Origin of the sequence: Micromonospora sp. AMSO1212t, assembly GCF_008868145.1 — a bacterium.
GTDB classification, from domain to species: Bacteria; Actinomycetota; Actinomycetes; order Mycobacteriales; family Micromonosporaceae; genus Micromonospora; species Micromonospora tulbaghiae.
Genome location: NZ_WBKS01000037.1, coordinates 1 through 26,471, shown reverse-complemented (window position 1 = coordinate 26,471; position 26,471 = coordinate 1). Strand labels below are relative to the sequence as shown.

Genomic DNA, 26,471 nt, shown 5'->3' with positions numbered 1-26,471 from the left:
GGTGAGGAAGTCGAGCTCAATGGCCAGGTCCACCCACCGCCATCGAACCGACGGCGGATCATGTGCTACGGTAGCCGAGTTGCAGTTTTGATTTCCGTAGACGTTTTCCGGCGCCTGGTGGGACATCTGAAACCCATTCAGGCGCTTTTCGTTTTTCGTGTCGTTTCGACGCGGGTGATCAACGCGGCGGCGTAAGGGTCCGCACAGTGCGGTCTCTAACAGCCTGCGAAGGAGCAGACATGACTACAGGTACCGTGAAGTGGTTCAACGCCGACAAGGGCTTCGGCTTCATCAGCCCGGACGACGGCGGCGCCGACGTCTTCGCCCACTTCTCCGCGATCTCGGCGAGCGGCTTCCGCAGCCTCGACGAGAACCAGAAGGTGGAGTTCGACGTCACCCAGGGCCAGAAGGGCCCGCAGGCGGAGAACATCCGCCCGCTCTGATCCAGATTTTCTGAACGGCGGCCCAACTGGTTCAGTGGGCCGCCGTTCGGCGTTTCATGCGCTCACCACGCCATCGCGAAAATCCTCTGATCGGCAGAAGGCCGGCCATCTCGGTGTGGAGCCGGCCCAGCACGAGCCGAGTGCCGCACCGCCGCCCTGGCGGTCGAGGCATGTACGGTCACAGCCAACCCAGGTCAACCGGCGCCAACGCGGGTCACTGCGGGGACCGCGGGTCGCAAACCGGGTCTCGTGTGCTCGGGCTGTGTTCCTGGGCTGGGAGAACGGCGGTCCGGTGAACGTGGGCCACTCCCTGCCACCTCAGGCGACCCCCCAGGTCGCTAGACTGTGCCCTCGCGCCCTCGTAGCTCAGGGGATAGAGCATCGGTTTCCTAAACCGTGTGTCGCAGGTTCGAATCCTGCCGGGGGCACCAGGTCAGAGCCTTGATCACCGCTGTTCCGCCTTTCCGAGCTTGCGTGCCCGATCGCCTCGCCACCTTCGCTCGGCTCGCGTCCAGGTGCTGGGCGACCTCAGCGTCCCGACCGTCGACGGCGCGGGCGTAGTGGCGAGTCGTCACGCTGGCGTTGGCGTGCCCGAGCCGGCGAGCAGCCACCAGGACGCCATGCGAGTCCGCGACCCATCTCGCGTACGTGGCCCGCAATCGCGAGGCGTCACGTCGACCAGCCGACGCTGGTGTCACTGGCCGGCCGGTGACTGCCAAGCCGCGGGTGCAGCACGAAGGTCTTGCTCGACCCGCGCTCGTACCGCCTCCGGGTTGACGTTGAGGTGGCGCAGAATGGCGGCGCCGTCGCCGGCATCGTCCTCGATCAGCGCAAGCAAGAGGTGACTGGTACCCGTGTCGGGGTGCCGGTAGGCAAGCGAGATCTCCATGGCCCGTGCCATCGCGGTGACGACGTCGGTGCCCGTGAACGGGTCGCCTGGGCGCTGACTGCTCAGTTGCTTGGTGAGCACCTCGGCCGGTGGCTCCTCGGGCCCGCCTCCCGATGCGGCCAGCGCACGGAGGCGGTCGGCATCGACACCGTGGGTGCGTAGGACGCCCGCACCTCGGTTTCGGCTGGAGTGAGTGGCCGGCACCCGGAGTCGGGCCGCTGCGAGCGTGGCGTCATGGGTGAGCATCGCGAGCAGGATGTGCAGTGGGCCGATCACGTCATGGCCGAGCCGGACTGCTTGGCGTCTCGCCTCGACGTCGACCCCCACGAGGATCGGGCCGAGGCGGCTGAGTCGAGACGCGCGCGCGAGAATCCGTCCCGCGACTCGGCCGAGTAGCGACCCAGAACCCGGCCGGATCGCCGACCTCTCGTCGTCGAGGTCCGGATAGGACTCGTCTGTCCTGCGCAGCGTCGGCTCGGTGCGCAACCGGTCAATGGCCGACAGCCGCGCGTACTCATAGGGGAAAACGTATTGGGTCCCGTCGCAGCCAGGCAGCTGCAGCATGCCGAGCACGAGATGGGACAGGCCGGCGAACGGTACACGGTTGTCGCGCGCGACGTACAGTGCGCCGGCCAGGGCCATACGAACGCCTGGCGTCCATCGTGGGCGAGGGCCCGCGTCCTGCACGTCAGAATTTCTGAGCCTCCTGTCCGGCTGGCGGTGAATTCTCCACTCGACCTCGCGCAGAGTCGCTCGCACTTCCTGGTCGAACTCGCTGACCGGCTCGGACACCAGCTCTCTGACTGTTCGCCTGGCTGGAATGCGGCGCGGATCGGCAACCATCCGCGTGAGGTTCGCACCGTTTGAGCCCGCAAGCAGCCACGGCGGGACCGACTTGGCGTACAGCGCCACCCGACACAGCAGGTCGAGGGTGCCGACGCTGCTCGCCCCACGCCGGACCGCCGCTGAATACGCCTGTAGCAACACCCTCATCGGCATCGCTCCCAGCGCGACAAACGGCGGCTGCACCTCTTGCGGCGGCATCGCTCCTCCATACCCGGGGACGCGATGGCGCGTCCACAACTGAAGGACGTGATGTTCCCTCTGCCACGGAATGTAGAACGGGCCCGCTATCAGCCCGGTGAAGGGGTGGCAGAGCTTCCGATTGAGCGCCTGACCCCGCTCTACGTCCGCCATCCAGCTCGTGCCCCTCGCGTGCAAGATCTGGCGGATGCAGCGGGCGAACGAACCTCAAGCCCGCGCGGCTCACGTCCGGTGGAACCGCGGAAGCGCTTGGCTTGTAGCTGGCACCAGATCCCGCCTACGGGCTGACCGTTCCCGACAGGTTGCTGACCCGGCCCATCGCGTCGAAGTCGACACGCAAGACCGAGCCGCCACGATCCTGTGCCGTCACCGACATGGGCGCCCGATCCAACCGCCACCCCTGCTGGTGCAGGAACGACTCGACGGCGACGCGGTGCTCCACCGGGAAGGACTGAAGCACCTGCGTCAGTACGGTCAGCACCCGCTCCGGCCGGACCGGCGCGGTGATCTGTGGCGGGGCGTCGTCGAGGTGGAAGAAGACCGCGCCGCCGTCGTACGGTCCGCGGTAGTAGCAGCGGCCGGTCAGGCCGGACGCCAGCAGGGCGAGGCGGTGTCCGTCGGCGCGCTGGAGCGGGAACGTGGGCGCGGTGAGTTCGGCGACGCCCTGGCGGTGTCCGTACTCGCGGACCCAGCCGGCGAGATGGAGCAGCGCCGGCGGGAGGTTGCTGGCCTCGTTGGCCCAGGCCCACAGCCAGGTGCCGTCGTCGTGGCTCTCGGTGCCGAGGAGCTGGATGCGGTACCGCAGGTCGTTCCCGAACGTCGCTGTGCCGTCGGGCAGGTCGAGTTGCCAGTCACGTTCGCCGAGCAGGTCGGCCAGCGCCAGTTGGCGGGCCAGGCCGGTGCCGACATGTTCGGCGAAGAGTCGTTCAAACGTCGGCATCGCCGCAGTGTGCCAGACCTTTCAGCGCGGGACGGCCCCGCGTCTGGCCAGGCCTTTCCGGACGGGACGGCCCCGCGTCCGGCCGGAGCCGGAGCGCGGGGCCGGCGGGTCAGCGGACCAGCGCTGCCACCAGCGTCCCGATGCAGGCGACGACGGCGGCGATGATCGGACTGAGCGTCTTGATGTACGCCAGGATGAGCCGGTGCCGGTCGGTCGGCTCGGCAACGGTTTCGTCCTCGTCCTCTGGTGTCTCGAAGTCTGACCCGTGAGGGATTACAGTCAACGTGACTCCTTCCGTTGCAGCGGTGGAGTCGAATGCGGCGTCCGGTGGCAGCCGGGCGCCGCCCTCTGTGTGAGGCGGCGCGTTACCGTTCGACGGTTCGAGCATCCTCCCGGCGGACAGCTAGCACAAGAGTGGGCATTTCACTGTCGGGTACCTGACAAGCAGATGCATCGCATCGAGAAAATTTCGGTGACATCTCTTGCCAAATGCAATTTTCCGTGAAGCAGTTCAACCGAGCGTGACCACGTCGAAGCGCATGGTGAGCAGGTGTGTCGTCAGGCGCGCCGGCTACGAGACGAGGAAGCCGGTGGACGGGCGGGTCAGGACGCCGGTCATCGGGAAGCGGGTGGAGCCGTTCCACCAGTGCCACACCACGCGCTCGCTGCCGTCGGCGGCGGCGAAGACGTCCATCCCGCCGGGGCCCTGGTGGTTGCCGGGCAGGCCGCGGATCGGGTTGAGTCCGGCGCTGCCGGTGAACCCGAAGAAGGGCCGGGACACGCCCTCGCGGATGGGGGTGCAGCGGGAGCCGGGCAGGGGAGTGGCGCCGCAGCGGGCGATGCCGGTGGCGTAGCGCGCGCTGTCCCAGTTGTTGCCCGAGTACATCAGATACCAGTCGCCGTCGGCGGCCTTCCACATCGACGGGTTCTCGACCACGTGGGTACCGCCGCTGGTCTTGGCGGTGTCCCAGGTGATGTCGGTGCTCTTGAGCATGTCCCGGCGGGTGTCCCAGATCGCGCGGCCCTCGCCGTCGGTGCGGACGGTGGAGATGCCGGTCTCGGCGCCGGAGGCGATGGCGTCGTCCCGGTAGGTGACGTACAGGTTCCCGCCGGCCACGAAGGGGTTGGCGTCGAGCGCCCACCGGCCGGCGTCCGGGCAGGCCCATTCGCCCTGGTTCTGGAAGGGGCCGCGGGCGCTGTCGGAGATGGCGCGACCGATGCACTTCTGGCCGGTGCCCTTGCGGGAGGCGGTGTAGAACATGAAGAACCGGCTGCCGAAGCGCGCGACGCCCGGTGCCCAGATCGCGCCGCCCGGCTCGGCCCAGGCGCCCGGGCCGGACGGCAGGGCGTCGTGCGAGGCGCAGTCGGCCATGCCGACGCTGTTGCCGGAGCCGTGGACGAGGACCGGTACGTACAGCCTGCCGGTGGCGCCGCAGCGCGCGCCGGTCCCGGCGCCGACCGTGGTGCCGTAGGTGACGTACGAGCCGTCCTTCGCCAGCAGGGTGTCCGGGTCGGCGAGCGGGAAGGTGGACGAGCTGGCCAGCGTGGACAGGTCACCGGCGGGTGTGGCCCCGGCGGGCGCCACCGCCGTCGCGGTCGCTACCAGGGCGGTGGCGGCGAGAGTGACGAGCCCTCCGCGCATGCGTAAGAATCTCACCGGCGCTCCTTCATCGATGAAAGTAATTGTCGGCCGAAGGCTATCGACGGTCGACAATCCCGTCAACGGGGGGAGCGGTGACGCCGAGAGCGGGAAGCGGGGCCGCCCGGAGACCTGCCGCGTTACGCTCCGTCGAGGGAACGTGTCACCCGCCGGGCCCTCAGGCCGGTGCCAGGACTCGTCGGTACCCTGGCAGGTCCTGGCCTGTCCGCGACGACATGAGGTATTCGTGAACGATCTTCGAGTGGTGGCGTTCGATCTCGACGACACCCTGGCGATTTCCAAGTCCCAGATCGATCGTCGGATGGCGGAGTTGCTCGGCCACCTGCTCACCGAGGTGGACGTACTGGTCATCTCCGGTGGCCGGTTCGAGCAGTTCCAGTCGCAGGTGCTCGCCCACCTCGACCTCACCGAGGAGCAGCGCGACCGGCTGCACCTGATGCCGACCTGCGGCACCCGCTACTACCGCTGGTCCGACGGGGACTGGCGGCAGGTCTACGCCGAGGATCTGACCGAGGCCGACAAGGCCCGTGTCGTCGCCGCGCTGACCGAGTCGGCACAGGCGCTGGGTCTGTGGGAGGCGAAGACCTGGGGCGACATCATCGAGGACCGGGGCAGCCAGATCACGTTCTCCGCGCTCGGGCAGTCCGCCCCGCCGGCCGAGAAGTACGGCTGGGACCCGGACGGCGACAAGAAGCGGCGACTGCGGGACGCGGTCGCGGCGAAGCTGCCCGACCTGGAGGTCCGCGGCGGCGGTTCGACCTCGATCGACGTCACCCGCAAGGGCGTGGACAAGGCGTACGGCATGCGGAAGCTGCTGGAACACCTGGACCTGAAGACCGACAACGTGCTCTTCGTGGGTGACCGCCTGGACGTGGGCGGCAACGACTACCCGGTCAAGGCGATGGGCATCCGCTCCGTCGCGGTCACCCGCTGGGAGGAGACCGCCGACTACGTCGAGAAGCTCGTCGACGACCTGGTGAAGCAGCGCGCCGAGCGCGCCTGAGCACAGCCCGACCCAGAGCCCGCCGGTTCCGGAACCGGCGGGCTCTGGCGGTATCGACGGTGATGAGGTAGGAACAGCCGAGAGAGCGCTCTCCCGTCCCATCACCGAACAGGCAGGCAGATGCGATCACCCGACCCCTCCCGCCGCCGTTTCCTCACGCTCACCGCCTCCGCGGCCTCGCTCACCGCCCTCGGCCTCCCGGCCGGCGCCGCGGCCGCGTCCCCGGCCGCGCGCCCCGCCCGCGAGCCCGACTTCGGCCCGAACGTCTTCGTGTACGACCCCAGCACGCCGGTCGAGGAGATCCAGTCCACGCTGGACCGGTTGTTCACCGCGCAGGAACGCAACGAGATGGGCTTCGACAGGTATGCCGTGCTGTTCAAGCCCGGCCGCTACGAGGTGGACGCCCGGCTCGGCTACTACACGACGGTGGCCGGTCTCGGCGCCCACCCGGACGACGTGGAGATCCACGGCGCGGTCCGGGTGGTCGGCCAGCCGGACCCGAACTCGCCCGCCGGCATCTCCGCGCTCACCAACTTCTGGCGCTCGGCGGAGAACCTCGCCGTCACCCCGACGGACTGGTCGAACCAATGGGCCGTCTCGCAGGCGTCACCGATGCGCCGGGTGCACGTCAAGGGCGTGCTGTGGCTGGAACCCGGCAACGGCGGCTACTCCAGTGGCGGCTACATCGCCGACTCCAAGGTGGACGGCATCACCATCAACGGCTCCCAGCAGCAGTGGCTCACCCGCGACAGCGAACTCGGCGGCGAGTGGACCAACGGCGTGTGGAACCAGGTCTTCTCCGGCGTGATCGGCGCGCCCGCGCAGGGCTTCCCCGACCCGCCGTACACCACGCTGCCGACCAGCCCGGTCACCCGGGAGAAGCCGTACCTGTTCGTCGACGCCCGTGGGGCCTGGCGGGTCGCCGTACCGCGCCTGCGCCGCGACACCGCCGGCACCACCTGGGCCACCGGCGGCGCGCCGGTGCCGTCGCTGCCGCTGTCCGCGTTCTTCCTGGCCCGGCCCACCGACTCGGCGAAGCGGATCAACGCGGAACTGGCCCGGGGCCGGCACCTGCTGCTGACCCCCGGCGTCTACCACCTGGACCGGGCCCTGCGGGTACGCCGCCCGGACACCGTCGTGCTCGGCCTCGGCATGCCCAGCCTGGTGCCGGACCGTGGGGACGCGGCACTGCGGATCGAGGACGTGGACGGGGTACGCGTCGCCGGGGTGCTCGTGGACGCCGGGCCGGTCGAGTCGCCGGTGCTGGTCGAGGTCGGCACCCGGCACTGCCACCGGCCGCACGCCACGAACCCGATCTCGCTCCAGGACGTCTTCTTCCGGATCGGCGGCCCGTACGCCGGGCGGGCGGTGACGAGCCTGGTGGTCAACAGCCGGCACACGCTCATCGACAACATCTGGGCCTGGCGCGGCGACCACGGCCGGGCCGGCACGATCGGCTGGACCGTGAACACCGCCGCCACCGGCGTGATCGTCAACGGCGACGACGTGACCGCGTACGGGCTGTTCGTCGAGCACTACCAGCGCTGGCAGACGATCTGGAACGGCGAGCGCGGCCGGACCGTGTTCTATCAGAGCGAACTGCCCTACGACCCGCCGAGCCAGGCGGCCTGGCGCAGCCCGACCGGCAACGGCTGGGCCTCGTACAAGGTGGCCGACCACGTCCGCACGCACGAGGCGTGGGGACTCGGCGTGTACTCGTACTTCAACCAGGGCGTGGACATCCGCTGCGACCGAGCGATCGAGGCGCCGCGCCGGGCCGGGGTGCGGTTCCACGACGCGATCACCGTGTTCCTGGACGGCAGCGGCGGCATCGAGCGCACGATCAACGAGGTCGGCACCCCGGTCGTCGGCTCGTACGGCACCAGCCCGGTGATCACCTACCCCTGACCGCGAGGGCGGCCCGGCCGGTGCGGGACCGGCCGGGCCGCGCCCGCTCACGCCGCGAGCTGGTCGACGCGGGTGAGCACCTGGTCGACGAGGCCGTACTCGCGGGCCTGCTCGGCGGTGAACCAGCGGTCCCGGTCCCAGTCGCGCTGGATCTCCTCCAGCGTGCGCCCGCTGTGCCGGGCGATCAGCTCCTGCATGGTGCGCTTCACGTGCAGCATGTTCTCGGCCTGGATGGTGATGTCCGCGGCCGTGCCGCCCATCCCGCCGGACGGCTGGTGCATCATGATCCGCGAGTGCGGCAGCGCGAACCGCTTGCCCGCCGCCCCGGCGCAGAGCAGGAACTGCCCCATCGACCCGGCCATCCCGAGCGCCAGCGTCGCCACGTCGTTCTTGACGTACCGCATGGTGTCGTAGACGGCCATCCCGGCGCTCACCGAGCCGCCGGGCGAGTTGATGTAGAGGAAGATGTCGCGCTCCGCGTCCTCGGCCGCGAGGAGCAGGATCTGCGCGCAGATCTGGTTCGCCGACGCGTCGGTGACCTCGGTGCCCAGGAAGATGATCCGCTCCTTCAGCAGCCGTTCGAAGACCCGGTCGCCGAACGCCGGCTGCCCCTCGTCGAGCATCCAGATGCCACCCATCGCCGCCCACCTCCGTGCCGCCGGTGGGCGGGGGACCGCCCGGGAACCCGGCGGTCTCCAGCGTCCGCCGGGCGCACCCACGCGGCCCAGGCTTTCTGCCGGGGGCAGATTCGCCCTGGGCAGAAGCTACGCGGCGACCGCCCGCCGCCGGCCGACACGGGCCCGCCGCCGGGCCAGCGTGACGGAGGTACGCGGACGGGGGCGGACGGCCGGGACGGAGGGAGCCGGCCAGATCCGGATGCCGCCGGCGAACCCGATCGGCGTGGCGGCGTCGAGGGCCGGCCCGAGCGGCGCCGGCCCGAGGTCCACCGGCCGCAGCACGCCGCCCAGCAGCGGCGTGGCGGTGACCGGGCGGCGGGCGACGTGCGGCCGGAGCGAGACAGCGGGCCGGCGGGTCAGGGGCGGTCGGGGTGACACGGCCGGGCGGCGCGTGACGGACAGCCGCGGCGGCCCGACCCGCAGGTGCGGCCCGGTGCGCGCGGTCGGAACCCGGTCGAACCGGGCCGCCGAGATGCCGGGGCCGACCGGCGTCGGCCGCTCCCGGCGCAGTTCGTCGCGGGCCTCCTCGAGCAGGTCGGCGAGGTGGATCCCGAGCGCGCGGCAGATCGCGGCCAGCACCTCGGAGGAAGCCTCCTTGCGCCCGCGTTCGACCTCGGAGAGATAGGGCAGGGAGACGCCGGCGGCCTGGGCCACCTCGCGCAGCGTGCGGCCCTGGCGCAGGCGGATGCGCCGGAGCACCCCGCCGATCACGCGTCGCAGCAACGACATGCCGGCCTCCTCGCGGTCACCGTCCCGGACGTCCCCATCATGCCCCGTCCACGCCTCCGGCAGCGGCCCCGCCGGGTTCGGATCGTCACCCGGCGGGCCGGATTCCCGCGTACCCGTTATCTTGTGGGCGTGCAGGTGGCGGAGCAGGACCGACGGTGATCCATTTTCCCGCGCAACGGCGGGGGCCGCTGAGCGCGCTGAGCCTGCGCCTGCTCGCCGCCCTCGGCCTGGTCTTCGCCACCGTGGCGGTGGTCTGGCTGGACCGCGACGGCTACCGCGACGTGGACGATAGCGGCCTGACCCTGCTCGACTGCTTCTACTACGTGGTGGTCTCGCTCTCCACCACCGGGTACGGCGACATCACCCCGGTCAGTCCGTCGGCGCGGCTGGCGAACGTCCTGTTCATCACCCCCGCCCGGGTGCTGTTCCTGATCATCCTGGTCGGCACCACCCTGGAAGTCCTGACCGAGCAGTACCGCACCGGCCGTCGCCTGTCGCGGTGGAGGAGAACCGTGAAGGACCACGTCATCATCTGCGGCTACGGCACCAAGGGCCGCAGCGCGGTCTCCGCCCTGCTGGAGAACGGCACGGACAAGTCCAAGATCGTGGTGGTCGAGCGGAGCGGGCCGGCGCTGCGGCAGGCCACCTCCAACGGGCTGGTGACGATCGAGGGCTCGGCGACCCGCTCGTCGGTGCTGGAGCAGGCGCACGTGCGTACCGCCAAGGCGGTCATCATCGCGACCGACAGCGACGACGCCTCGGTGCTGGTCGCGCTCACGGCCCGGCAGCTCACCGCCGGTCAGGTACGCATCATCGCGGCGGTCCGGGAGGCGGAGAACGCGCCGCTGCTCAAGCAGAGCGGGGCGCACCACGTGATCGTCTCGTCGGCCACGGCCGGGCGGCTGCTCGGGCTGTCGACCTCGGCCCCGCCCCTGATCGACGTGGTGGAGGACCTGCTCACCCCGGGGCAGGGCATGGCACTGGCCATGCGGTCGGCCGAGCGCGACGAGGTGGGCCGCTCACCGCGTGAGCTGGAGTCGCTCGTCATCGCGCTGGTCCGCCGGGGCAAGGTGGTCACGCTCAACGACCGCGCGGGCGCGGTGATCGAGACCGGCGACATGCTCGTCCACGTCCGGGACGACCGGCCGCAGGCCACCACCGCGATCTGACCCGGCCCCGCCGGGCCGCCCACGGTCAGCAGGCGCCCGGGCCGCCCTCCGCGATCACTTCCCCGCAGGTCGACGACCGGCCCTGGGTGGCCCGTCGCAGCAGGTCGTAGAGCAGGGCCCGCTCGCCGGGAGCCAGCGCGCCGAGGACCTCCTCCTCCGCACCGGCGAGCGCACACTCGGCCTCGCGTAGTCGCTTCGTGCCCGCGTCGGTGAGGCGTACCTCGTGCCGGCGGCGGTCCTCCGGGGAGCGGCGGCGCTCGGCCAGGCCGTCCGCCTCAAGGTCGTTGAGCAGCCCGACCACGTTCGTGCTGTCGATCTGGAGCGTGCCGGCCAGGGCCTGCTGGCTGATGCCGCCGGAGTCGCGCAGCACTGTGAGCGCCACCAGGTGGCGCGGGCGCAGGCCCAGCGGGGCCAGCACCGACTCCGAGCGCAGCCGCATCCGCCGGGCCAGGTGGTCGAGCAGGGGCCCGGAGCGGCGCTCGGACTCCTCGACCGGTGCGGCGGACATGTGACCCAGTTTACGCGCTCCGAGGAACATCGACCTGCTATAAATAGTTGGTCCTACACGAACGATCGTCGGAGGAGGAATTACCAATGGCACACCTACTGCACATCGACTCCAGCATCACCGGGGAACGGTCGATCAGCCGGCGGCTCACCGCCCGCGCCGCCGCCGCCTGGCGCGCCGCCCACCCGGACGGCACCGTCACCTACCGCGACCTGGGTCAGAACCCGCTGCCACACCTGAACACCGCGAGCGGCCTCGCGCGCATGGTGCCGCCCGATCAGCACACCCCCGACCAGCAGGCGTCCTGGCAGCTCACCCAGGAGGTGGTGGCCGAGGTGAAGCAGGCCGACACGGTCCTGCTCGGGCTCCCGCTCTACAACTACGGCGCGCCCAGCAGCGTGAAGTCCTGGGTCGACCACCTGATCGCCCCCGGCATCGCGTACGACCCGGTGACGAACGCCGGGCTGCTCGGCGACCGCCAGTTCGTCGTCCTGGTCAGCCGCGGCGGCGGGTACGGCCCGGGCACGCCGCGGGAGGGCTGGGACCACGCCGAGCCGTGGCTGCCGCACGGCCTCTCCCTGACCGGGCTGGAGCCGCGGTTCATCTGCGCCGAGCTGACCCTGGCCCCGGTCAACCCGGCGATGGCCGAGCTGATCCCGCTGTTCGAGCAGAGCCTCGCCGCGGCCGAGCGGACCGTCGACGAGCTGTGGGTGCCCGCCTCGGCGGCCGCCTGACCGGCCCGCGTCACACGCGAAGGGCGGGCCGCTCCGCGGGGGAACGGTCCGCCCTTCGTCCATGACGGGTCAGCGGTGGATCAGAGGATCGTCCAGGTGTCGCCGCTGCCGAGCAGCGCCGCGAGCTGCTGCTCCGGGGTCTGGTCGACGGTGGCCCTGGCGGCCGCGACCTGCTCCTGCACCACGCTGTCGTAGGAGGGGCGGTCCACCGACCGGAACACCCCGATCGGGGTGTTGCTCAGGTCCAGGCCGGGCAGCCGGGACAGCGCGAACGCGTACGCCGGGTCGGCCACCCCCGCGTCGTGCACGACGATCTCCTCGGCCGGCGTGTTCGCGGTCTCCCTGACCTCCAGCCCGAAGCCGCCCGGCGGGTGGACGACGCAGAACTGCCCGTCCTTGCCGAACGTGATCGGCTGCCCGTGCTCCAGCCGGATCAGGAAGTCGTCCCGGGTGGCCGGCTCCTTCAGCGGGTCGAACGCGCCGTCGTTGAAGATGTTGCAGTTCTGGTAGATCTCCACGAACGCGGACCCTTCGTGCTGGGCGGCGGCCCGCAGCACCGACTGGAGGTGCTTGCGGTCCGAGTCGATCGTCCGGGCCACGAACGTGGCCTCGGCGCCGAGCGCCAGCGACAGCGGGTTGAACGGGGCGTCCGCCGAGCCGGCAGGCGTCGACTTGGTGATCTTGCCGACCTCGGAGGTCGGCGAGTACTGGCCCTTGGTCAGCCCGTAGATCCGGTTGTTGAACAGCAGGATCTTCAGGTTCACGTTGCGGCGCAGCGCGTGGATCAGGTGGTTGCCGCCGATGGAGAGCGCGTCGCCGTCACCGGTGACCACCCAGACCGACAGGTCCGGCCGGGACACCGACAGGCCGGTGGCGATCGCCGGGGCGCGGCCGTGGATCGAGTGCATGCCGTACGTGTTCATGTAGTACGGGAAGCGCGACGAGCAGCCGATGCCCGAGACGAAGACGATGTTCTCCCGGGGGATGTTCAGCTCCGGCATGAAGCCCTGCACGGCCGCCAGGATGGCGTAGTCGCCGCAACCGGGGCACCAGCGCACCTCCTGGTCGGACTTGAAGTCCTTGGCGGTGAGCTTGAGGGCGACGGGCTCAGACATTCTTCAGGACCTCTTCCAGCATCGTCTCCAGCTCGGCGGCGGTGAACGGCAGGCCACGGACCTGGTTGTAGCCGATCGCGTCGACCAGGTACTTCGCCCGGACCACGTGGGCGAGCTGGCCGAGGTTCATCTCCGGCACGACCACCTTGTCGTAGCGGCTCAGCACCTCGCCGAGGTTCGCCGGCATCGGGGCCAGGTGCCGCAGGTGGGCCTGGGCCACCGAGAGCCCGCGCTGGCGCAGGCCACGGCAGGCGGCGCCGATCGGCCCGTACGTCGAGCCCCAGCCCAGCACCAGCACCCGGGCGTCACCGTCCGGGTCCTCCACCTCGACGTCCGGCACCGGGATGGTCTCGATGCGGGCCGCCCGGGTCCGCACCATGAAGTCGTGGTTCGCCGGGTCGTACGAGATGTCGCCGGTCTTGTCGGCCTTCTCCAGGCCGCCGATCCGGTGCTCCAGGCCCGGCGTGCCGGGCACCGCCCACGGGCGGGCCAGCGTCTGCGGATCCCGCAGGTAGGGAAGGAACGTGGTGCCGTCCTCGCCGTTGGGCCGCGTGGCGAACTCGACCCGCAGGTCGGGCAGCGACTCCACGTCCGGCAGCAGCCACGGCTCGGAGCCGTTGGCGACGTAGTTGTCGGACAGCAGGATCACCGGGGTGCGGTAGGTGAGCGCGATCCGGGCCGCCTCCAGCGCCGCGTGGAAGCAGTCCGACGGGGACTTCGGCGCGATCACCGCCACCGGCGCCTCGCCGTGCCGGCCGTACAGGGCCATGTTGAGGTCGGCCTGCTCGGTCTTGGTGGGCATGCCGGTGGACGGCCCGGCCCGCTGCACGTCGACGATGACCAGCGGCAGCTCCAGCGCCACCGCCAGGGAGATCGTCTCGCTCTTGAGCGCCACGCCCGGACCGCTGGTGGTGGTGATGCCGAGCGCGCCGCCGTACGAGGCGCCCAGCGCCGCGCCGACCGCCGCGATCTCGTCCTCGGCCTGCATGGTGACCACGCCGAACTTCTTGTGCTTGCTCAGCTCGTGCAGGATGTCCGAGGCCGGCGTGATCGGGTACGCGCCGAGGAACACCGGCAGCCCGGAGCGCACCCCGGCGGCCACCAGGCCCAGCGACAGCGCCGCGTTGCCGGTGATGTTCCGGTAGGTGCCCGGCCGCATCTTGGCCGGCTTGACCTCGTACCGGACGGAGAAGTCCTCGGTGGTCTCGCCGAAGTTCCAGCCGGCCCGGAACGCGGCCACGTTCGCCGCCACCAGCTCGGGGCGGGCCGCGAACTTGCGCTCCAGGAAGCGCAGCGTGGACTCGTACGGGCGGGAGTACATCCAGCTCAGCAGCCCGAGCGCGAACATGTTCTTGGCCCGCTCGGCGTCCTTCTTGGACACGTCGAGCTCGGCCAGCGCGCCGATCGTCATCGAGGTGAGCGCCACCGGGTGCACCGCGTACCCGGCGAGCGAGTCGTCGTCGAGCGGGCTGGTCGCGTAGCCGACCTTGGCCAGGTTGCGCCGGGTGAACTCGTCGGTGTTGACGATGATGTCCGCCCCGCGCGGCAGGTCGGCCAGGTTGGCCTTCAACGCGGCCGGGTTCATCGCCACCAGCACGTTCGGCGCGTCACCCGGGGTCAGGATGTCGTAGTCGGCGAAGTGCACCTGGAAGCTCGACACGCCGGGCAGGGTGCCGGCCGGAGCGCGGATCTCGGCGGGAAAGTTGGGCAACGTCGAGATGTCGTTGCCCAGTTGCGCCGTCTCCGAGGTGAACCGGTCGCCGGTGAGCTGCATGCCGTCGCCGGAGTCACCGGCGAACCGGATGACCACCCGGTCCAGCTGACGGATCTGCTTGGTCACACCCGCACCTCGCTTAACTGAGCGCCGTCGCCCTCGCCGGCCCGGCCCGCTCCGATTCTCACGTCAGAGCCTACGTCGCCACGTTAGGGCCACCTTGGTCGAGGTCCGACGTATGGGACTGGATCGGGCCGCTGTATGCCCTGCTTTGCAGCGTTTAGTACCTGGGCCCGTAACCCAGATCACCACACATCCATGATCACCGGTCGGTGATCGGGCGCTCCGGCACCGTGATGTCGCTACGGCGGCGCAGCGAACGGGTCGCCAGCGTCAGCGCGAGCACGACCAGGAGACCGGACACGGCGATCAGCGCGATGGCGGTCCGCCGGGTCGCAGTGTCGTCGCGGTCCCGCTCGCCGGCTGCCACGAGCACGCCCTGCGAGCCGGTCGGAGCGGGCGCCCCGCCGGGCGGGGTGGCGTCCGCCGCCGCGGCGCTGATCCGGAAGCTCATCTGCACCTGCCGGTCCCGCCCGCTACGCGGATCCAGCCGGCCGATCACCGCCCCGGACAGGGGAGCACGCCGCTGGGCCTCCGCCGAGGCGGCGAGCGTCAGCCGTACGGTAGCGGTCCGCCCGGCCGCCAGCACGCCCAGTTCGCAGCGGGTCCGGTCGGGGGAGACCGGGGCACAGCCGCCCTCGGTGCCGGCCGCAGTCACCCCGGCGGGCAGGAGCACCTCGATCCGGCCGGCCGCGTCGACCTTGCCGGTGTTGCCGAGCCGGACGGTGAGCGTGCTGGGCGCGCCGCTGATGTCGAACAGCACCTCGTCGGCGCGCAGCGATATGCCGGCCACCGGCGGCCCGGGCGGGAACAGCACCGCGAAGCCCTCGTCGTCGTACGCCGCGCCGGTCACACCGGGCGCGACGGCGGTGACCTGGACCGATCCGGCCAGCGGCATGGTCCGCCAGGCGTCGCCGTCGACCCGGACGCGGATGGTCGCGCTGAACCGGGCGCCCGGCTCCGCGTCCCACCCGGCGCAGCTGTGGTTGCCGCCGCCGGAAGGCTCGCAGCCCGGGGTGCCCGCGTCGGTCAGCCCGGGCGGCAGCGTGTAGCCCAGGCTGATCCGCTCGGCCCGCCCGCCGGTGTTGGTCACAGTCACCCGCAGCGTGGCCACCGTGGCGTCGGCGTTCCAGTAGGCCGGCGTGAGGACCACGTCCTCGGTGTTCACGCGTACCCCCAGGGGCCCGCCGGCCGGCTGCGCCGGCGGTGGCGGCGGGGTCTTGACCGGCGGCACGACCGGCGGGGGCGCCGGTGCCGTGGTGGCCGGCGCGGCGGTGGTCGGCGCCGGTTCGGCGGGCGCGCTCGTCGGCGGCGGGGCCGGCGAGGTGGTGACCGGGGCCGGAGGCGTGGTCGGAGGCGGTGGCGGCTCGGTGGGCGGCGGGGCCGTCACCGTGGTCGTCGGCTCACCTGTGGGCGCGGGCTCGGTCGGCTCGCCACCGGGGTCGCCGCCCGGCTCCGCGGGCTCGATCACCCGGAGCGCGGCGGCCGGCCCCGGGTGTGCGACGGCCCCGGCCGGCGCCACCGCCACCAGCGCCGCGACGAGCGCGGGCGCCAGCAGCGCGAGGGTACGGCGGAGCGCGACCCGCCGAACGGGTGCAACGCGGGCGCGGGCCATCTGTCCTCCGGGACGGTCAATGAGATCCCATTATTCGGTGATACTTGCCATCAAGCACTAGTCCTGGCAGGAAACGAATTCGTAACGTGTCCGGGACATCTGGACGGGACCGGTACGCTCCGGTCGTGACCGGATATCTCGGCTCGTACGCCACGCTCGGTCTGCTGCTGCTCGCCGCCGTGCTCTTCTTCGTGACGGCGTTCTCCGCGAACCGGGTGTTACGTCCGAGCCGGCCGGCCGAGCCGTGGGGCAAGCGGGCCACGTACGAGTGCGGCATCGACCCGGTCGGCGGCGACTGGGCCCAGATGCAGATCCGCTACTACGTCTACGCGTATCTCTACGTGCTCTTCGCGGTCGAGGCGGTCTTCCTGTTCCCGTGGGCGCTGGTCTTCGACCGGCCCGGCTTCGGCGCCACCACCGTCGTGGAGATGGGCGTCTTCGTGGCGATCGTCGCGCTCGGCATCCTCTACGCCTGGCGGCGCGGCGTCCTGCGCTGGACCTGACGCGTCGGACCGACCCGTCAGGCGAGCCCGCGCCGGGTCACCGCCGGCGGCCGGTCGCCCCGGATCGACGCCACCATGTCCAGCACCCGGCGGGTCTCGCGGACCTGGTGGGCGCGGAACACCCGGGCGCCGAGCCAGGCCGAGACCGCTGTGGCGGCGAGCGTCCCCTCCAGCCGCTCGGGCACCGGCAGGTCGAGCGTCTCGCCGATGAAGTCCTTGTTCGACAGCGCCACCAGCAGCGGCCAGCCGGTGTCGGTCAGCTCCGCCAGCCGCCGGGTGATCTCCAGCGAGTGCCGGGTGTTCTTGCCGAAGTCGTGTGCCGGGTCGATCAGGATGCCGTCCCGGCGCACACCCAGCCCGACCGCGCGTTCGGCCAGCCCGGTCACCGTGCCGACCACGTCGGCCACCACGTCGTCGAAGGCGGCCCGGTGGGGCCGGGTACGCGGGGCGAGCCCGCCCGCGTGCGAGCAGACCAGCCCGGCGCCGGTCGCCGCGGCGACCCGGGCCAGCGCCGGGTCCGCCCCCGACCAGGTGTCGTTGAGCAGGTCCGCGCCGGCCGCGACCGCCTCCACGGCCACCTCGGCACGCCAGGTGTCGATGGAGACGACCACGCCGGGGAAGGCGGACCGGACCGCCGCGATGGTGTCCACCGTCCGCCGGATCTCCTCGGCCACGTCCACCTCGTCGCCCGGGCCGGCCTTCACCCCGCCGATGTCGATGATCTCGGCGCCCTCGTCGACTGCGCGCTCCACCGCGCGCAGCGCGCTGTCCTGGGCGAACGTGGCGCCCCGGTCGAAGAACGAATCCGGGGTGCGATTGACGATCGCCATCACCACCAGCTCACCGGGGCCGAACGTCCGTCCGCCCAGCCGCAACGCCCCGGTCATGCCCGCCTCCTCGCCGCCGGACCGCACCGGCCGGTCCGACGCTATCCGGTTCCGCCCGCGCCGCCCGTGCCGGTCCCGTGCGCCGGACGCATTTACGGACCGGACGTCTCGGAGGGCTCGCCCGATCCCGGCCCGCATGCCACGATCTGTGCATGGGTGAGGTTCTGCTCCTCTTGGTCGTCGCGCTGACCGTCGCGGCTGTGGTGTTCGGGGTGACGGTGCTCGTCTCCGGCAAGGATCCGGGCCTCACGCCGGCCGAGCCGGACGGGCAGGCCGTGCCCCTGCCCGGCAGCCGTCCGCTCGACGAGTCGGACGTGTCCGACGTCCGCTTCGACACGGCGCTGCGCGGCTACCGGATGAGCCAGGTCGACGCGGCGTTGCGCCGGGCGGCGTACGACATCGGCTACAAGACCGAGCTGATCGGCGTCCTGGAGGCCGAGAACGAGGCGCTGCGGGACGGGCGCACCGAGGACGCCGACGCGCTGCGCAGGGCGCGCGAGGAGGCCGCCGCGACCCGCTCCGAGACCGAGCAGGCGCCCGACCCGTCCACCCCGGAGCCGGTGGTGATCGACCTGTCCGCGCCGGAGCCGCCGGCCCGGGCCGACACCGGCCGGCAGCCGGCCCGCACCGACGCCGACGCTCAGCCGGGCCCACCGGCCGAGGCGGGCGTGGCGGAGGCCCCCGCCGCCGCGGCGACCGAGGACACCGTCTCCCCGGCGGACGGGATCGCGGCCGGGCCGTCCGACGACGACCGGGAGCGCGGTTCGGTGGTCCGCTCGGAGTCGGCGTGACCGGCGCCGACCGGCCGGCCGACGACTTCACCGAGGCGTCCCGCCGTGGCGCCGCCGAGGTCACCGCCACGGTGATCGTCGCCGCCCCGGCCGACCGGGTGTTCGCCGCGCTCACCGCGTGGGAGCGGCAGTCGGACTGGATCCCGCTGACCCGGGTCCGGGTGGTCGAGGGCGACGGCGGCGAGGGCAGCCTGGTCGAGGCGGTCACCGCGCTCGGTCCGGCCGTGCTCCGCGACGAGATGCGGGTGGTCCGGGTCGACGCGCCGTACGAGGTCGGCGTGGTGCACTGCGGCAAGCTGCTGCGCGGCCCCGGCGTGCTGCGCTGCACCCCGATGGACCGCGACCGCACGCAGGTGGTCTGGCACGAGTGGTTCCACCTGCCGGGCGGAAAGGCCGGCCGGGTCGCGTGGCCGGTGCTCTGGCCCGGTTCGAAGTTCAGCCTCACGCAGGCGCTGAAGAAGTTCGCCCGGCTGGTCGAGCAGGGCCGCCTGCCCTGACCGGGGTTGTCGGTGGGCTGACCTACCGTGGACGCCGTGACTGACCTGGTGACCGGCGCCGACGGGCTGCCGCGCTGCGCGTGGGGAGCGAGCACCCCCGACTACGCCGTCTACCACGACGAGGAGTGGGGCCGGCCGCTGCGCGGCGACGACGCGCTCTACGAGCGGCTGACGCTGGAGGCGTTCCAGTCCGGCCTGTCCTGGCTGACCATCCTGCGCAAGCGGCAGGCGTTCCGGGACGCCTTCGCCGGCTTCCGGATCGACTCGGTGGCCCGATACGGCGAGGCCGACGTGACCCGGCTGATGGCCGACGCCGGGATCGTCCGCAACCGGGCCAAGATCGAGGCGGCGATCGCGAACGCCCGGGCCGCGTCGGAGCTGCCCGAGGGCCTCTCCGCGCTGCTCTGGTCCTTCGCGCCCCCGCCCCGGGCGGCGCGTCCCCGGTCCTTCGCCGAGGTGCCGGCCACCAGCCCGGAGTCGGTGGCGATGGCCAAGGCGCTCAAGAAGCGCGGGTTCCGGTTCGTGGGCCCCACCACCGCCTACGCGCTGATGCAGGCCACCGGCATGGTCGACGACCACCTGGCCGACTGCCACGTGAGCGGTGACCGGGCCGGGGTGTGACGGAGCGCGCCACCTCCGGCGTGATGGGATTGGGGCATGACCGACACCGAGCCGCGTACGAGCGGAACGACAGACGGTGCGACCACGACCGGCGCCTGGGCGGTGCTGCTGCCCGCCGAGCGCTTCGAGGCCGAGCGGCTGGTGCACCACGACACGCTGGAGCTGACCGGGCTGTCCGAGGCGGCCGGTCCTCGGCCCGGTGACCGGGTCGCGGTGCTCGTCGACGAGCCGCTGCGCCTGGTCGCCCTCGGCCGGGTCGCGCTCGCGTCGTCCGAGACCCGGGAGGACCCGGACGATCCGCAGTCCGACGCGGTGGCCGGGCCGCTCGTGGTCGCGTACAACCGGCGGGTGCTCGACGAGCCGGTGCCGGTCGACGGCCCGGCGCCGGACGGCCCGGTCGTGGCGCTCGACCCGGCCCGCTGGCGGTCGCTGGCCGACCGGCTCGGCCCGCCGCCCGCCCGCAGCACCTGGCTGGTCAGCCTGGACCTGCCGATCGAGGCCGCGTCGCGCGCCGAAGCGGTACGGATCTTCTGGTCCTACGTGCAGGAGCTGGGCCCACGAGAGCTTCCGGCGTTCGTCTCGCCGTACGGCGACGAGCTGGCCATGCAGGCGTTCGTGCTCGGCGTCGAGGCCAACCAGGACCCGGAGGAGGACGACTGACCTCCGGGCCCGACCGGCGCGGTCAGCGGCCCTCGAAGACCGGCTTCTGCTTGTCGACGAACGCCTTCGTGGCGGCCCGGTGGTCGGCGGTGGCGCCGCAGATCGCCTGGGCCTGCGCCTCGGCGGCCAGCGCGTCGGCGAGCGTGCCCGCGTCGGCGATGGAGAGCTGGCGCTTGATCGCCCCGTACGCGACGGTGGGGCCGGCGGCGAGCCGGGCGGCCAGTTCCTGCGCGGTGGGGAGCACCTGCTCGTCGTCGTCCACCAGCTTGGTCAGCAGGCCCAGCCGGCAGGCCTCCTCGGCGCCGACCGGCTCGGCGAGCATCAGCAGCTCGACGGCCTTGGCGTGACCGACCAGCCGGGGCAGCGTCCAGGAGGCGCCGGTGTCGGCGGCGAGACCCACCCCGGCGAACGCCATCAGGAACCGGGTCTTCGGGCCGCCGATGCGGAAGTCGGCCAGGAACGCCAGCGAGGCGCCGGCCCCGGCGGCCATCCCGCGCACCGCGGCGATCACCGGCTTGGGCAGGTTGGCCAGCCGGGCGGCGATCGGGTTGTAGTGCGCCCGCACCGTGCCCAGCGGGTCGGCGTCCGAGGTCTCCAGCGTCCGCACGTGCTCGCGCAGGTCCTGCCCGGCGCTGAACGAGCCGCCCGCGCCCGCGAGCACGACCGCCCGGCAGGACCGGTCGGTCTCCAGCTCGGCCAGCGTGTCCCGGAGCGCCTCCTTGAGCGCCACGTCGAGCGAGTTCATCGCCGTCGGGCGGTTCAGCGTCAGGGTGACGACGGCGTCGGTGCGGTCGACGAGCAGCGGCTCGGTCACGTTCTAACGACCCTTCTGTCGGGCGAGGCGGTTGCCGGCGTCGAGGCACTGCTCGACGTACCGGTCGGCGGCGGGCCGGAGCCGGGCCGCGTGCCGGTCGAAGAAACTGGCCGCGCTGGTGCCCGGCCAGCGCTCGGGCAGCAGTGCCGGGGGCAGTTGCGGATCCCGGAACAGGAACGTACGCCATGCGTGCACGAGCCGGAACCGGGCCGCGTACGCGTCCTCGTCGCCGCTGCGCACCGTGACGCCGGAGAGCAGCGGCTTCTGCTCGGCGACGAAGCGCTCGTACGCCCGGCCGATCTCGGCCAGGTCCCAGGCGCGGCGGACCACGCCCATCGCGCCCGGTGTGCCGGCCGCGTGCGCGGCGGTGAACCGCTCGTAGCGCACGCCCGCCTCGTCGAGCAGCAGATCGACGTCCTCACCCGGGCGGGTCGCCACCCAGGTGCAGTCGTCGAGCGTGCCGTAGCCGAGGAAGGCGAGGTTCGCGGCGAGCCGCTGCCGGTCCCGGCGGGAGGAGGGCGCGGTGAGCACCAGGAGATCGAACCGCCCGTCCCAGCTGTGCCGCCCGGTCCGGTAGATCCGGGACGCCGCCTCGTCGAGTCGACGAGCCGCCTTCGGGGTGATCGAATATCCCGGTCCGGACGCGAGCCGGAGCGGTTCCAGCCAGCCCTGGCGGACCATCCGGGAGACCGCGGTGCGTACCGCCGGTGGGGCGATCCCGAGCGGGGCGAGCAGCTTGACCAGGGCGGCGACCGGTGCGCGGCCACCCCGGGCCCGGAGGTGGTCGCCGTACAGGTCGAAGAGTGCCGACCGTGCCTGCATGACCGCACATTGTGACAGGCCTATCCAAGATAAGCTAGATGCTGTTACATCAATGCTGCTTCGGTTTGGGTCCGGCGGTGTTCATCAGGGAAAATCGTTGGTCGAGCCTTCCGCGACGGTTGCGGATGGCGATGGCGAAGTGGCTGTGGGGCAACTCACCGACCCTGGTGTAGGTCTGAGGGGAGACAACATGGCGGCGATGAAGCCGCGGACGGGCGACGGTCCGCTGGAAGTCACCAAGGAGGGCCGGGGCATCGTCATGCGAGTCCCGCTGGAGGGTGGTGGCCGGCTCGTCGTCGAGATGACTCCCGACGAGGCCACCGCGCTCGGTGACGCGCTGAAGGCGGCTGCGGGCTGATTCGAGGAGGGTCCCGCGCGGCGTCCGCCGCGCGGGCGGTTCGTCCTACCCTGAGCCACCGGCATGCCCGGTGGCTCAGGGTCTTTCCTCGACGGGTGCGTGGTGAAATGTGCCCGTTCAACCCATTTCGGAGGTACGGTCCAGCGTGCTGGTCATTCGTCTGGTGAGTGGGCCCGCGGGGCCCGACGCTCTCGTCCTGCCCGTCCGTCCCGGAGGGTCGGACTCGCCGGACTCCTCGACCTCCACCGCGGCACTGGTCCCCACTGCCGGGCCGACCGGCGACGACGTCCGGACCGAGGCTGCCGCCGTCCTGCCCGCCACCCGGCTCACCGGCGCGGCCGGCGAGGTACGCGAGCACCTGCGTCCCGGTGGCTCCCCGGTGCGGCTGTGGCTGCTGGGCGTCGGCGACGGCGACGAGCGCGACTGGCGCACCGCGGGAGCGGCGCTGGCCCGCGCGGCGAAGGATGAGACGCAGATCACCATCGCGCTTCCCACCGAGGCGACGGCGGCGCTACGCGGCCTCGCCGAAGGGCTGCTGCTCGGTTCGTACCGCTTCCGCCTCACCGAGGCCGGCAAGCGGTCCTCCCTGGCCGAGGTGGCGGTGCTCGTCGACGACCCGGACGGTCTTGCCGGCACGCTCGACGCCGCCCGGGCCACCGCCGAGACGACCCGGCTCGCCCGGGACCTGACCAACATGCCCTCGTCCACCAAGAACCCGGAGTGGTTCGCCGCGCAGGTGGCCGAGGCCGCGTCCGGGCGTCCCGACCTGCACCTGCGGGTACGCGGCCCGGAGGAGCTGGCGGCCGAGGGCTTCGGCGGTCTGCTGGCCGTCGGAGGCGGCTCCGCGGCCGGCCCGCGTCTGGTGGAGCTGGACTGGCGGCCGGAGGGCGCGCGTACCCACGTGGTGCTCGTCGGCAAGGGCATCACGTTCGACACCGGCGGCATCTCGATCAAGCCGGTGCCGGCCATGAAGCTGATGCGCAAGGACATGGCCGGGGCCGCCGCGGTGATCGCCGCGACGCTCGGCGCCGCCGAACTGCGCCTGCCGGTACGGGTCACCACCCTCGCCCCGCTCGCCGAGAACATGGTCAGCGGTTCGGCGTTCCGCCCCGGCGACGTGATCCGGCACTACGGCGGGCTGACGAGCGAGAGCACCAACTCCGACGCCGAGGGCCGGCTCGTGCTCGCCGACGCGCTGGCGTACGCGGCCCGCGAACTGAAGCCCGACCTGCTGATCGACCTGGCGACGCTCACCGGCGCGAACGCCGTCGCCCTGGGCAAGCGGCACGCCGCGCTCTACAGCGAGAACGACACGCTCGCCGCCGGTCTGCTCGACGCGATCACCGCGGCCGGCGAGCGGGCCTGGCGGATGCCGCTCGCCGACGACTACGTCGAATACCTGGCCAGCGAGATCGCCGACCTGCACAGCTCCCCGGCGCAGGGCGCCGGCTCGGTGGTCGCCGCGCTGTTCCTGCGGGAGTTCACCGGCGACCTGCGGGACCGGTGGGCACACCTGGACATGTCCGCGCCGTCGTGGTCCGACGACACGCACGGCGAGCTGGTCAAGGGCGCGACCGGCTGGGGCGTGCGCGGGCTGCTGCGCTGGCTGGCGACGCTGGGCTGACGTTCCGGCGTGCGCCGCACGCCGGGCTGACTGTCAGGCCTTCACGGCGGCCAGCAGGCCGTGGCCGACCGGCAGCAGCGCGGGCACCCAGTGCTCCGACTCGCGGATCGCCTTGATCGTCTCCCGCACGGTGACCGTCTCGACGTCCCGCGCGGACGGGTCGCCGATCCGGCCGGCCGCGAGCGCGCCGTTGAGCGCGAGCACGCCGCCGGGGCGCAGCAGCCGCAGCGCCGCGTCCACGTACGCGGCGAAGCCGGTCGACACCGCGTCCACGAAGACCAGGTCGTAGGCGCCGTCCGCGAGCCGGGGCAGCACGTCGAGGGCCCGGCCGGTGATGATCCGGGTACGCCCCGACGGAAAGCCCGCCTCCTGGAACAGCCGCCGGGCGATGCGCTGGTATTCGACCTCGACGTCGATCGTGGTGAGCACACCGTCGGGGCGCATGCCGCGCAGCAGCCACACGCCGCTCACCCCGGTGCCGGTGCCGATCTCCACCACCGCCCGGGCGTTACCGGCGGCGGCGAGCAGCCGCAGCGCGGCACCCGACCCGGACGTGACCGCCTCCACCCCCACCTCGTGGGCGAGGGCGCGGGCCGTGCGCAGCACGAGATCCTCGGTGACGAAAGACTCGGCGAAGTGGAGCGCCTGGGCCGTCGAACTGCCGTGACCGGCGACCGTGGCGATGGGACACCTCCGAGGGGCGGACTGGTGCGAGGGGCGGTATGCACTGTGAGCGTAGAGGCGGGCCGGTACCGGCGCAGCCGCGAGTCCGCCGTCGAGTGCTCACGGACGGCAACCCCTGACCCCGTTCGCGCCATCCGTGTAATCCTGGATGTGTCCCGCGCGTCACTGTCGTCCGGCTCCGCCGGCCGCCGGCGCGGGGCCAGCGGGACTAAGTGGGAGGCACCGACGTGACCGACGGCTGGGACTGGCGGCGGCCCGGCGGATCGCCGGCACCGGGTGGGCCGGGACGACCGCCGCAGGACGCCCCCGGTCAGGCGACGTCGCCGTGGTGGTCCGACGCGCTGGCCGACCCGTGGCGCGACCCGTACGCGCCCGCCGCCGTGGTGGTCCCGGCGGCGCCGACGCCCGGGGCGGGGGAGCCGGAACCGGTCACCGACCCGGACCTGCCGACCCGGCCAGGGCTGCGCCAGGTGGTGCTGATCTCCCTGGTCACGGCGCTGCTGGCCGGTTCCCTGGGCAGCGCCCTGACGTACGCCTTCCTGCGCGGCGGTGACGTGCCGACGATCGGCGCGCAGACCGGGCAGGCCCCGGCGCTGGCCCAGCGCAAGCCCGAGTCGCTGGCCGGGGTGGCCGAGCGGATCCTGCCCAGCGTGGTCACGATCCGGGTGGTCAGCCTCGGCGGCACCAGCGAGGGCTCCGGCTTCGTGGTGACGAGCGAGGGCCACATCGTCACCAACGACCACGTGGTCGCCGACGGGCCCGGCAAGGCCACTGTCGTGTTCAACGACGGCAGCACCGCCGCCGGCACCGTGGTCGGGCAGGATCCGGAGTCGGACCTCGCCGTGATCAAAGTCTCGCGCAGCGGGCTGACCCCGGTGCAGTTCGGCGACTCCGACGCGCTCGCCGTCGGTGACCCGGTGCTCGCCATCGGGTCGCCGTTGTCGCTCGCCAACACCGTCACCGCCGGCATCGTGAGCGCGCTGGACCGGACCATGCAGGCCGGCGAGCCGGGCGGGCCGACCCGCTACTACGCGGCGATCCAGACCGACGCCGCTGTCAACCACGGCAACTCCGGCGGTCCGCTCGTGGACGGCGCCGGCCGGGTGGTCGGGGTGAACTCCACGATCAAGTCGTTGGTGGCCGACGGGCAGGAGGCGGGCAACATCGGCCTCGCGTTCGCCATCCCGATCAACCAGGCGAAGCGGATCACCGAGGACATCATCGGCACCGGCAAGGCCCGTCGTACGGTGATCGGCGCCCAGGTGGGCGGCACCGGCGCCACCGGCGGCGGGGTACGCCTCAACGCGGTCGAGCCGGCCGGCCCGGCGGCGGCGGCGGGACTGCGTACCGGGGACGTGGTGCTCCGGCTGGACGGCCGTCCGATGACCGATCCGACCGACCTGGTGGCCCTGGTGCGCAAGTACGCGCCCGGTTCGGTGGTGACAGTCGAGTACCGGCGCGGGTCGGCCCGGCAGAACGCGTCGGTGACGCTCGCCGCTGATGCGAAGTAAGCATCGCTCACCCCCTCCCCGACGGGCACCTGACGTGCGTAGTCTTGCCCTGACGCGGACGAGGAGGCCGGAGTGTTCGAGAACCTGAACTGGTGGGAGATCGGCGTCCTGCTGCTCCTGGCGCTGTTGATCTTCGGCGATCGGCTGCCCAACGTGATCAACGACGGTCTCCGGATGGTCCGTAACCTGCGCAACATGGCGCGCAACGCCACCGGCGACCTCAGTCGCGAGCTGGGCACGGACATCCAGCTGGAGGATCTGCACCCCAAGGCGTTCATCCGCAAGCACCTGCTGAGCGAGGACGACGAACAGGCGATCCGCAAGCCGCTCCAGAGCATGTACGACAACCTGCGCTCGGACGTCACAGGCGTGCACGACGAGTTGAAGGACGTGGCCAGGGCCGCCGACCTGCGCACCCCCAGCGTGGCCAC

General features: G+C 72.3%; 28 protein-coding genes and 1 tRNA gene. 15 read left to right on the top strand and 14 right to left on the bottom strand.

Features of this window, described 5'->3' with window-relative positions:
- Positions 1-239 precede the first annotated feature (239 nt).
- Both F8279_RS12670 and F8279_RS12665 read left to right on the top strand, forming a co-directional pair.
- Positions 240-443 (top strand): cold-shock protein, encoded by a 204-nt coding sequence (locus F8279_RS12670; protein ID WP_043326981.1) that lies wholly within the window; start codon positions 240-242, stop codon positions 441-443.
- 355 nt (positions 444-798) lie between these two features.
- A tRNA-Arg gene (locus tag F8279_RS12665) sits at positions 799-874 on the top strand.
- A 263-nt stretch (positions 875-1,137) separates the two neighbouring features.
- On the opposite strand, the gene F8279_RS12660 is transcribed toward F8279_RS12665, so the two are convergent.
- From F8279_RS12660 to F8279_RS12650, 4 genes are all read right to left on the bottom strand, one after another.
- Entirely contained in the window at positions 1,138-2,376 is a 1,239-nt protein-coding gene (locus tag F8279_RS12660; RefSeq protein WP_192580685.1) for a Clp protease N-terminal domain-containing protein, read from the bottom strand.
- A 277-nt stretch (positions 2,377-2,653) separates the two neighbouring features.
- Positions 2,654-3,316: a DUF6882 domain-containing protein gene (locus F8279_RS12655; RefSeq protein ID WP_091414982.1), complete on the bottom strand. Its 663-nt coding sequence runs from the start codon at positions 3,314-3,316 to the stop codon at positions 2,654-2,656.
- A 109-nt stretch (positions 3,317-3,425) separates the two neighbouring features.
- Positions 3,426-3,599 carry a hypothetical protein gene (locus F8279_RS30275; protein ID WP_013283846.1) on the bottom strand — a complete coding sequence of 58 codons (174 nt, stop codon included), beginning with the start codon at positions 3,597-3,599 and terminating at the stop codon, positions 3,426-3,428.
- Between the two features lie 288 nt (positions 3,600-3,887).
- Positions 3,888-4,973: a family 43 glycosylhydrolase gene (locus F8279_RS12650; RefSeq protein ID WP_225853251.1), complete on the bottom strand. Its 1,086-nt coding sequence runs from the start codon at positions 4,971-4,973 to the stop codon at positions 3,888-3,890.
- A 229-nt stretch (positions 4,974-5,202) separates the two neighbouring features.
- Here F8279_RS12650 and F8279_RS12645 point away from each other — a divergent pair, with 229 nt between their 5' ends.
- Together F8279_RS12645 and F8279_RS12640 are read left to right on the top strand one after the other, a co-directional pair.
- Positions 5,203-5,979: an HAD-IIB family hydrolase gene (locus F8279_RS12645; protein WP_091414991.1), complete on the top strand. Its 777-nt coding sequence runs from the start codon at positions 5,203-5,205 to the stop codon at positions 5,977-5,979.
- A 120-nt stretch (positions 5,980-6,099) separates the two neighbouring features.
- Positions 6,100-7,887, top strand: coding sequence for an adenylyl cyclase (locus F8279_RS12640; RefSeq protein WP_151500028.1), 1,788 nt, complete (start codon positions 6,100-6,102; stop codon positions 7,885-7,887).
- Positions 7,888-7,934: 47 nt separating this feature from the next.
- Here the strand turns inward: F8279_RS12640 and F8279_RS12635 are convergent, their stop codons facing one another.
- Together F8279_RS12635 and F8279_RS12630 are read right to left on the bottom strand one after the other, a co-directional pair.
- Complete coding sequence (locus F8279_RS12635; protein ID WP_018788935.1) at positions 7,935-8,525, bottom strand: ATP-dependent Clp protease proteolytic subunit; 591 nt, start codon at positions 8,523-8,525, stop codon at positions 7,935-7,937.
- A 126-nt stretch (positions 8,526-8,651) separates the two neighbouring features.
- The gene (locus tag F8279_RS12630) at positions 8,652-9,293 is read right to left on the bottom strand and encodes a helix-turn-helix domain-containing protein (RefSeq protein ID WP_091414998.1); all 642 of its coding nucleotides are present in this window, start codon (positions 9,291-9,293) and stop codon (positions 8,652-8,654) included.
- 155 nt (positions 9,294-9,448) lie between these two features.
- On the opposite strand from F8279_RS12630, the gene F8279_RS12625 reads away from it, so the two are divergent.
- A complete protein-coding gene (locus F8279_RS12625; RefSeq protein WP_151500027.1) occupies positions 9,449-10,462 on the top strand; it encodes a TrkA family potassium uptake protein in 1,014 nt (337 codons plus the stop codon).
- A 25-nt stretch (positions 10,463-10,487) separates the two neighbouring features.
- On the opposite strand, the gene F8279_RS12620 is transcribed toward F8279_RS12625, so the two are convergent.
- Positions 10,488-10,970 (bottom strand): MarR family winged helix-turn-helix transcriptional regulator, encoded by a 483-nt coding sequence (locus F8279_RS12620; RefSeq protein WP_192580684.1) that lies wholly within the window; start codon positions 10,968-10,970, stop codon positions 10,488-10,490.
- An 86-nt stretch (positions 10,971-11,056) separates the two neighbouring features.
- Between F8279_RS12620 and F8279_RS12615 the strand changes: the two genes are divergently transcribed.
- Positions 11,057-11,704, top strand: a complete 648-nt coding sequence (locus tag F8279_RS12615; RefSeq protein WP_151500025.1) for an FMN-dependent NADH-azoreductase — start codon at positions 11,057-11,059, stop codon at positions 11,702-11,704.
- Between the two features lie 80 nt (positions 11,705-11,784).
- Here F8279_RS12615 and F8279_RS12610 read toward each other — a convergent pair whose 3' ends face one another.
- From F8279_RS12610 to F8279_RS12600, 3 genes are all read right to left on the bottom strand, one after another.
- Positions 11,785-12,819, bottom strand: coding sequence for a 2-oxoacid:ferredoxin oxidoreductase subunit beta (locus F8279_RS12610; protein ID WP_151500024.1), 1,035 nt, complete (start codon positions 12,817-12,819; stop codon positions 11,785-11,787).
- On the bottom strand, positions 12,812-14,659 hold the full coding sequence (locus F8279_RS12605) for a 2-oxoacid:acceptor oxidoreductase subunit alpha (protein WP_151500023.1): 1,848 nt from the start codon (positions 14,657-14,659) through the stop codon (positions 12,812-12,814). Before F8279_RS12605 ends, F8279_RS12610 begins: the two co-directional genes overlap by 8 nt.
- Positions 14,660-14,855: 196 nt before the next feature.
- Positions 14,856-16,268, bottom strand: coding sequence for a hypothetical protein (locus tag F8279_RS12600; RefSeq protein ID WP_151500022.1), 1,413 nt, complete (start codon positions 16,266-16,268; stop codon positions 14,856-14,858).
- A gap of 125 nt (positions 16,269-16,393) precedes the next feature.
- Between F8279_RS12600 and F8279_RS12595 the strand changes: the two genes are divergently transcribed.
- On the top strand, positions 16,394-16,771 hold the full coding sequence (locus tag F8279_RS12595) for an NADH-quinone oxidoreductase subunit A (RefSeq protein WP_030501070.1): 378 nt from the start codon (positions 16,394-16,396) through the stop codon (positions 16,769-16,771).
- A 17-nt stretch (positions 16,772-16,788) separates the two neighbouring features.
- On the opposite strand, the gene folP is transcribed toward F8279_RS12595, so the two are convergent.
- Positions 16,789-17,658 carry a dihydropteroate synthase gene (gene folP, locus F8279_RS12590; RefSeq protein WP_151500021.1) on the bottom strand — a complete coding sequence of 290 codons (870 nt, stop codon included), beginning with the start codon at positions 17,656-17,658 and terminating at the stop codon, positions 16,789-16,791.
- Between the two features lie 152 nt (positions 17,659-17,810).
- Between folP and F8279_RS12585 the strand changes: the two genes are divergently transcribed.
- The 4 genes from F8279_RS12585 to F8279_RS12570 are packed head-to-tail and all read left to right on the top strand — an operon-like array spanning position 17,811 to position 20,227.
- Positions 17,811-18,449, top strand: a complete 639-nt coding sequence (locus tag F8279_RS12585) for a DivIVA domain-containing protein (RefSeq protein WP_151500020.1) — start codon at positions 17,811-17,813, stop codon at positions 18,447-18,449.
- Positions 18,446-18,946, top strand: a complete 501-nt coding sequence (locus F8279_RS12580; RefSeq protein WP_091415024.1) for an SRPBCC family protein — start codon at positions 18,446-18,448, stop codon at positions 18,944-18,946. The genes F8279_RS12585 and F8279_RS12580 overlap by 4 nt, the downstream gene beginning before the upstream one ends.
- Positions 18,947-18,982: 36 nt before the next feature.
- Positions 18,983-19,567, top strand: coding sequence for a DNA-3-methyladenine glycosylase I (locus tag F8279_RS12575; protein ID WP_151500019.1), 585 nt, complete (start codon positions 18,983-18,985; stop codon positions 19,565-19,567).
- A gap of 36 nt (positions 19,568-19,603) precedes the next feature.
- Positions 19,604-20,227 (top strand): hypothetical protein, encoded by a 624-nt coding sequence (locus F8279_RS12570; RefSeq protein ID WP_151500018.1) that lies wholly within the window; start codon positions 19,604-19,606, stop codon positions 20,225-20,227.
- A 22-nt stretch (positions 20,228-20,249) separates the two neighbouring features.
- On the opposite strand, the gene F8279_RS12565 is transcribed toward F8279_RS12570, so the two are convergent.
- Both F8279_RS12565 and F8279_RS12560 read right to left on the bottom strand, forming a co-directional pair.
- Complete coding sequence (locus F8279_RS12565) at positions 20,250-21,041, bottom strand: enoyl-CoA hydratase/isomerase family protein (protein ID WP_151500017.1); 792 nt, start codon at positions 21,039-21,041, stop codon at positions 20,250-20,252.
- A gap of 3 nt (positions 21,042-21,044) precedes the next feature.
- Positions 21,045-21,863, bottom strand: coding sequence for a PaaX family transcriptional regulator C-terminal domain-containing protein (locus F8279_RS12560; RefSeq protein WP_151500016.1), 819 nt, complete (start codon positions 21,861-21,863; stop codon positions 21,045-21,047).
- A 190-nt stretch (positions 21,864-22,053) separates the two neighbouring features.
- Between F8279_RS12560 and F8279_RS12555 the strand changes: the two genes are divergently transcribed.
- Positions 22,054-22,221 (top strand): DUF3117 domain-containing protein, encoded by a 168-nt coding sequence (locus tag F8279_RS12555; RefSeq protein WP_013283866.1) that lies wholly within the window; start codon positions 22,054-22,056, stop codon positions 22,219-22,221.
- A 145-nt stretch (positions 22,222-22,366) separates the two neighbouring features.
- Entirely contained in the window at positions 22,367-23,845 is a 1,479-nt protein-coding gene (locus F8279_RS12550; protein WP_151500015.1) for a M17 family metallopeptidase, read from the top strand.
- Between the two features lie 33 nt (positions 23,846-23,878).
- Here F8279_RS12550 and F8279_RS12545 read toward each other — a convergent pair whose 3' ends face one another.
- A complete protein-coding gene (locus F8279_RS12545) occupies positions 23,879-24,529 on the bottom strand; it encodes an O-methyltransferase (RefSeq protein ID WP_151500014.1) in 651 nt (216 codons plus the stop codon).
- A gap of 212 nt (positions 24,530-24,741) precedes the next feature.
- On the opposite strand from F8279_RS12545, the gene F8279_RS12540 reads away from it, so the two are divergent.
- Together F8279_RS12540 and F8279_RS12535 are read left to right on the top strand one after the other, a co-directional pair.
- Positions 24,742-26,040, top strand: coding sequence for a S1C family serine protease (locus F8279_RS12540; protein WP_192580683.1), 1,299 nt, complete (start codon positions 24,742-24,744; stop codon positions 26,038-26,040).
- A gap of 72 nt (positions 26,041-26,112) precedes the next feature.
- A partial coding sequence (locus tag F8279_RS12535) for a preprotein translocase subunit TatB (protein WP_151500012.1) occupies positions 26,113-26,471 on the top strand: 359 nt, incomplete at its 3' end.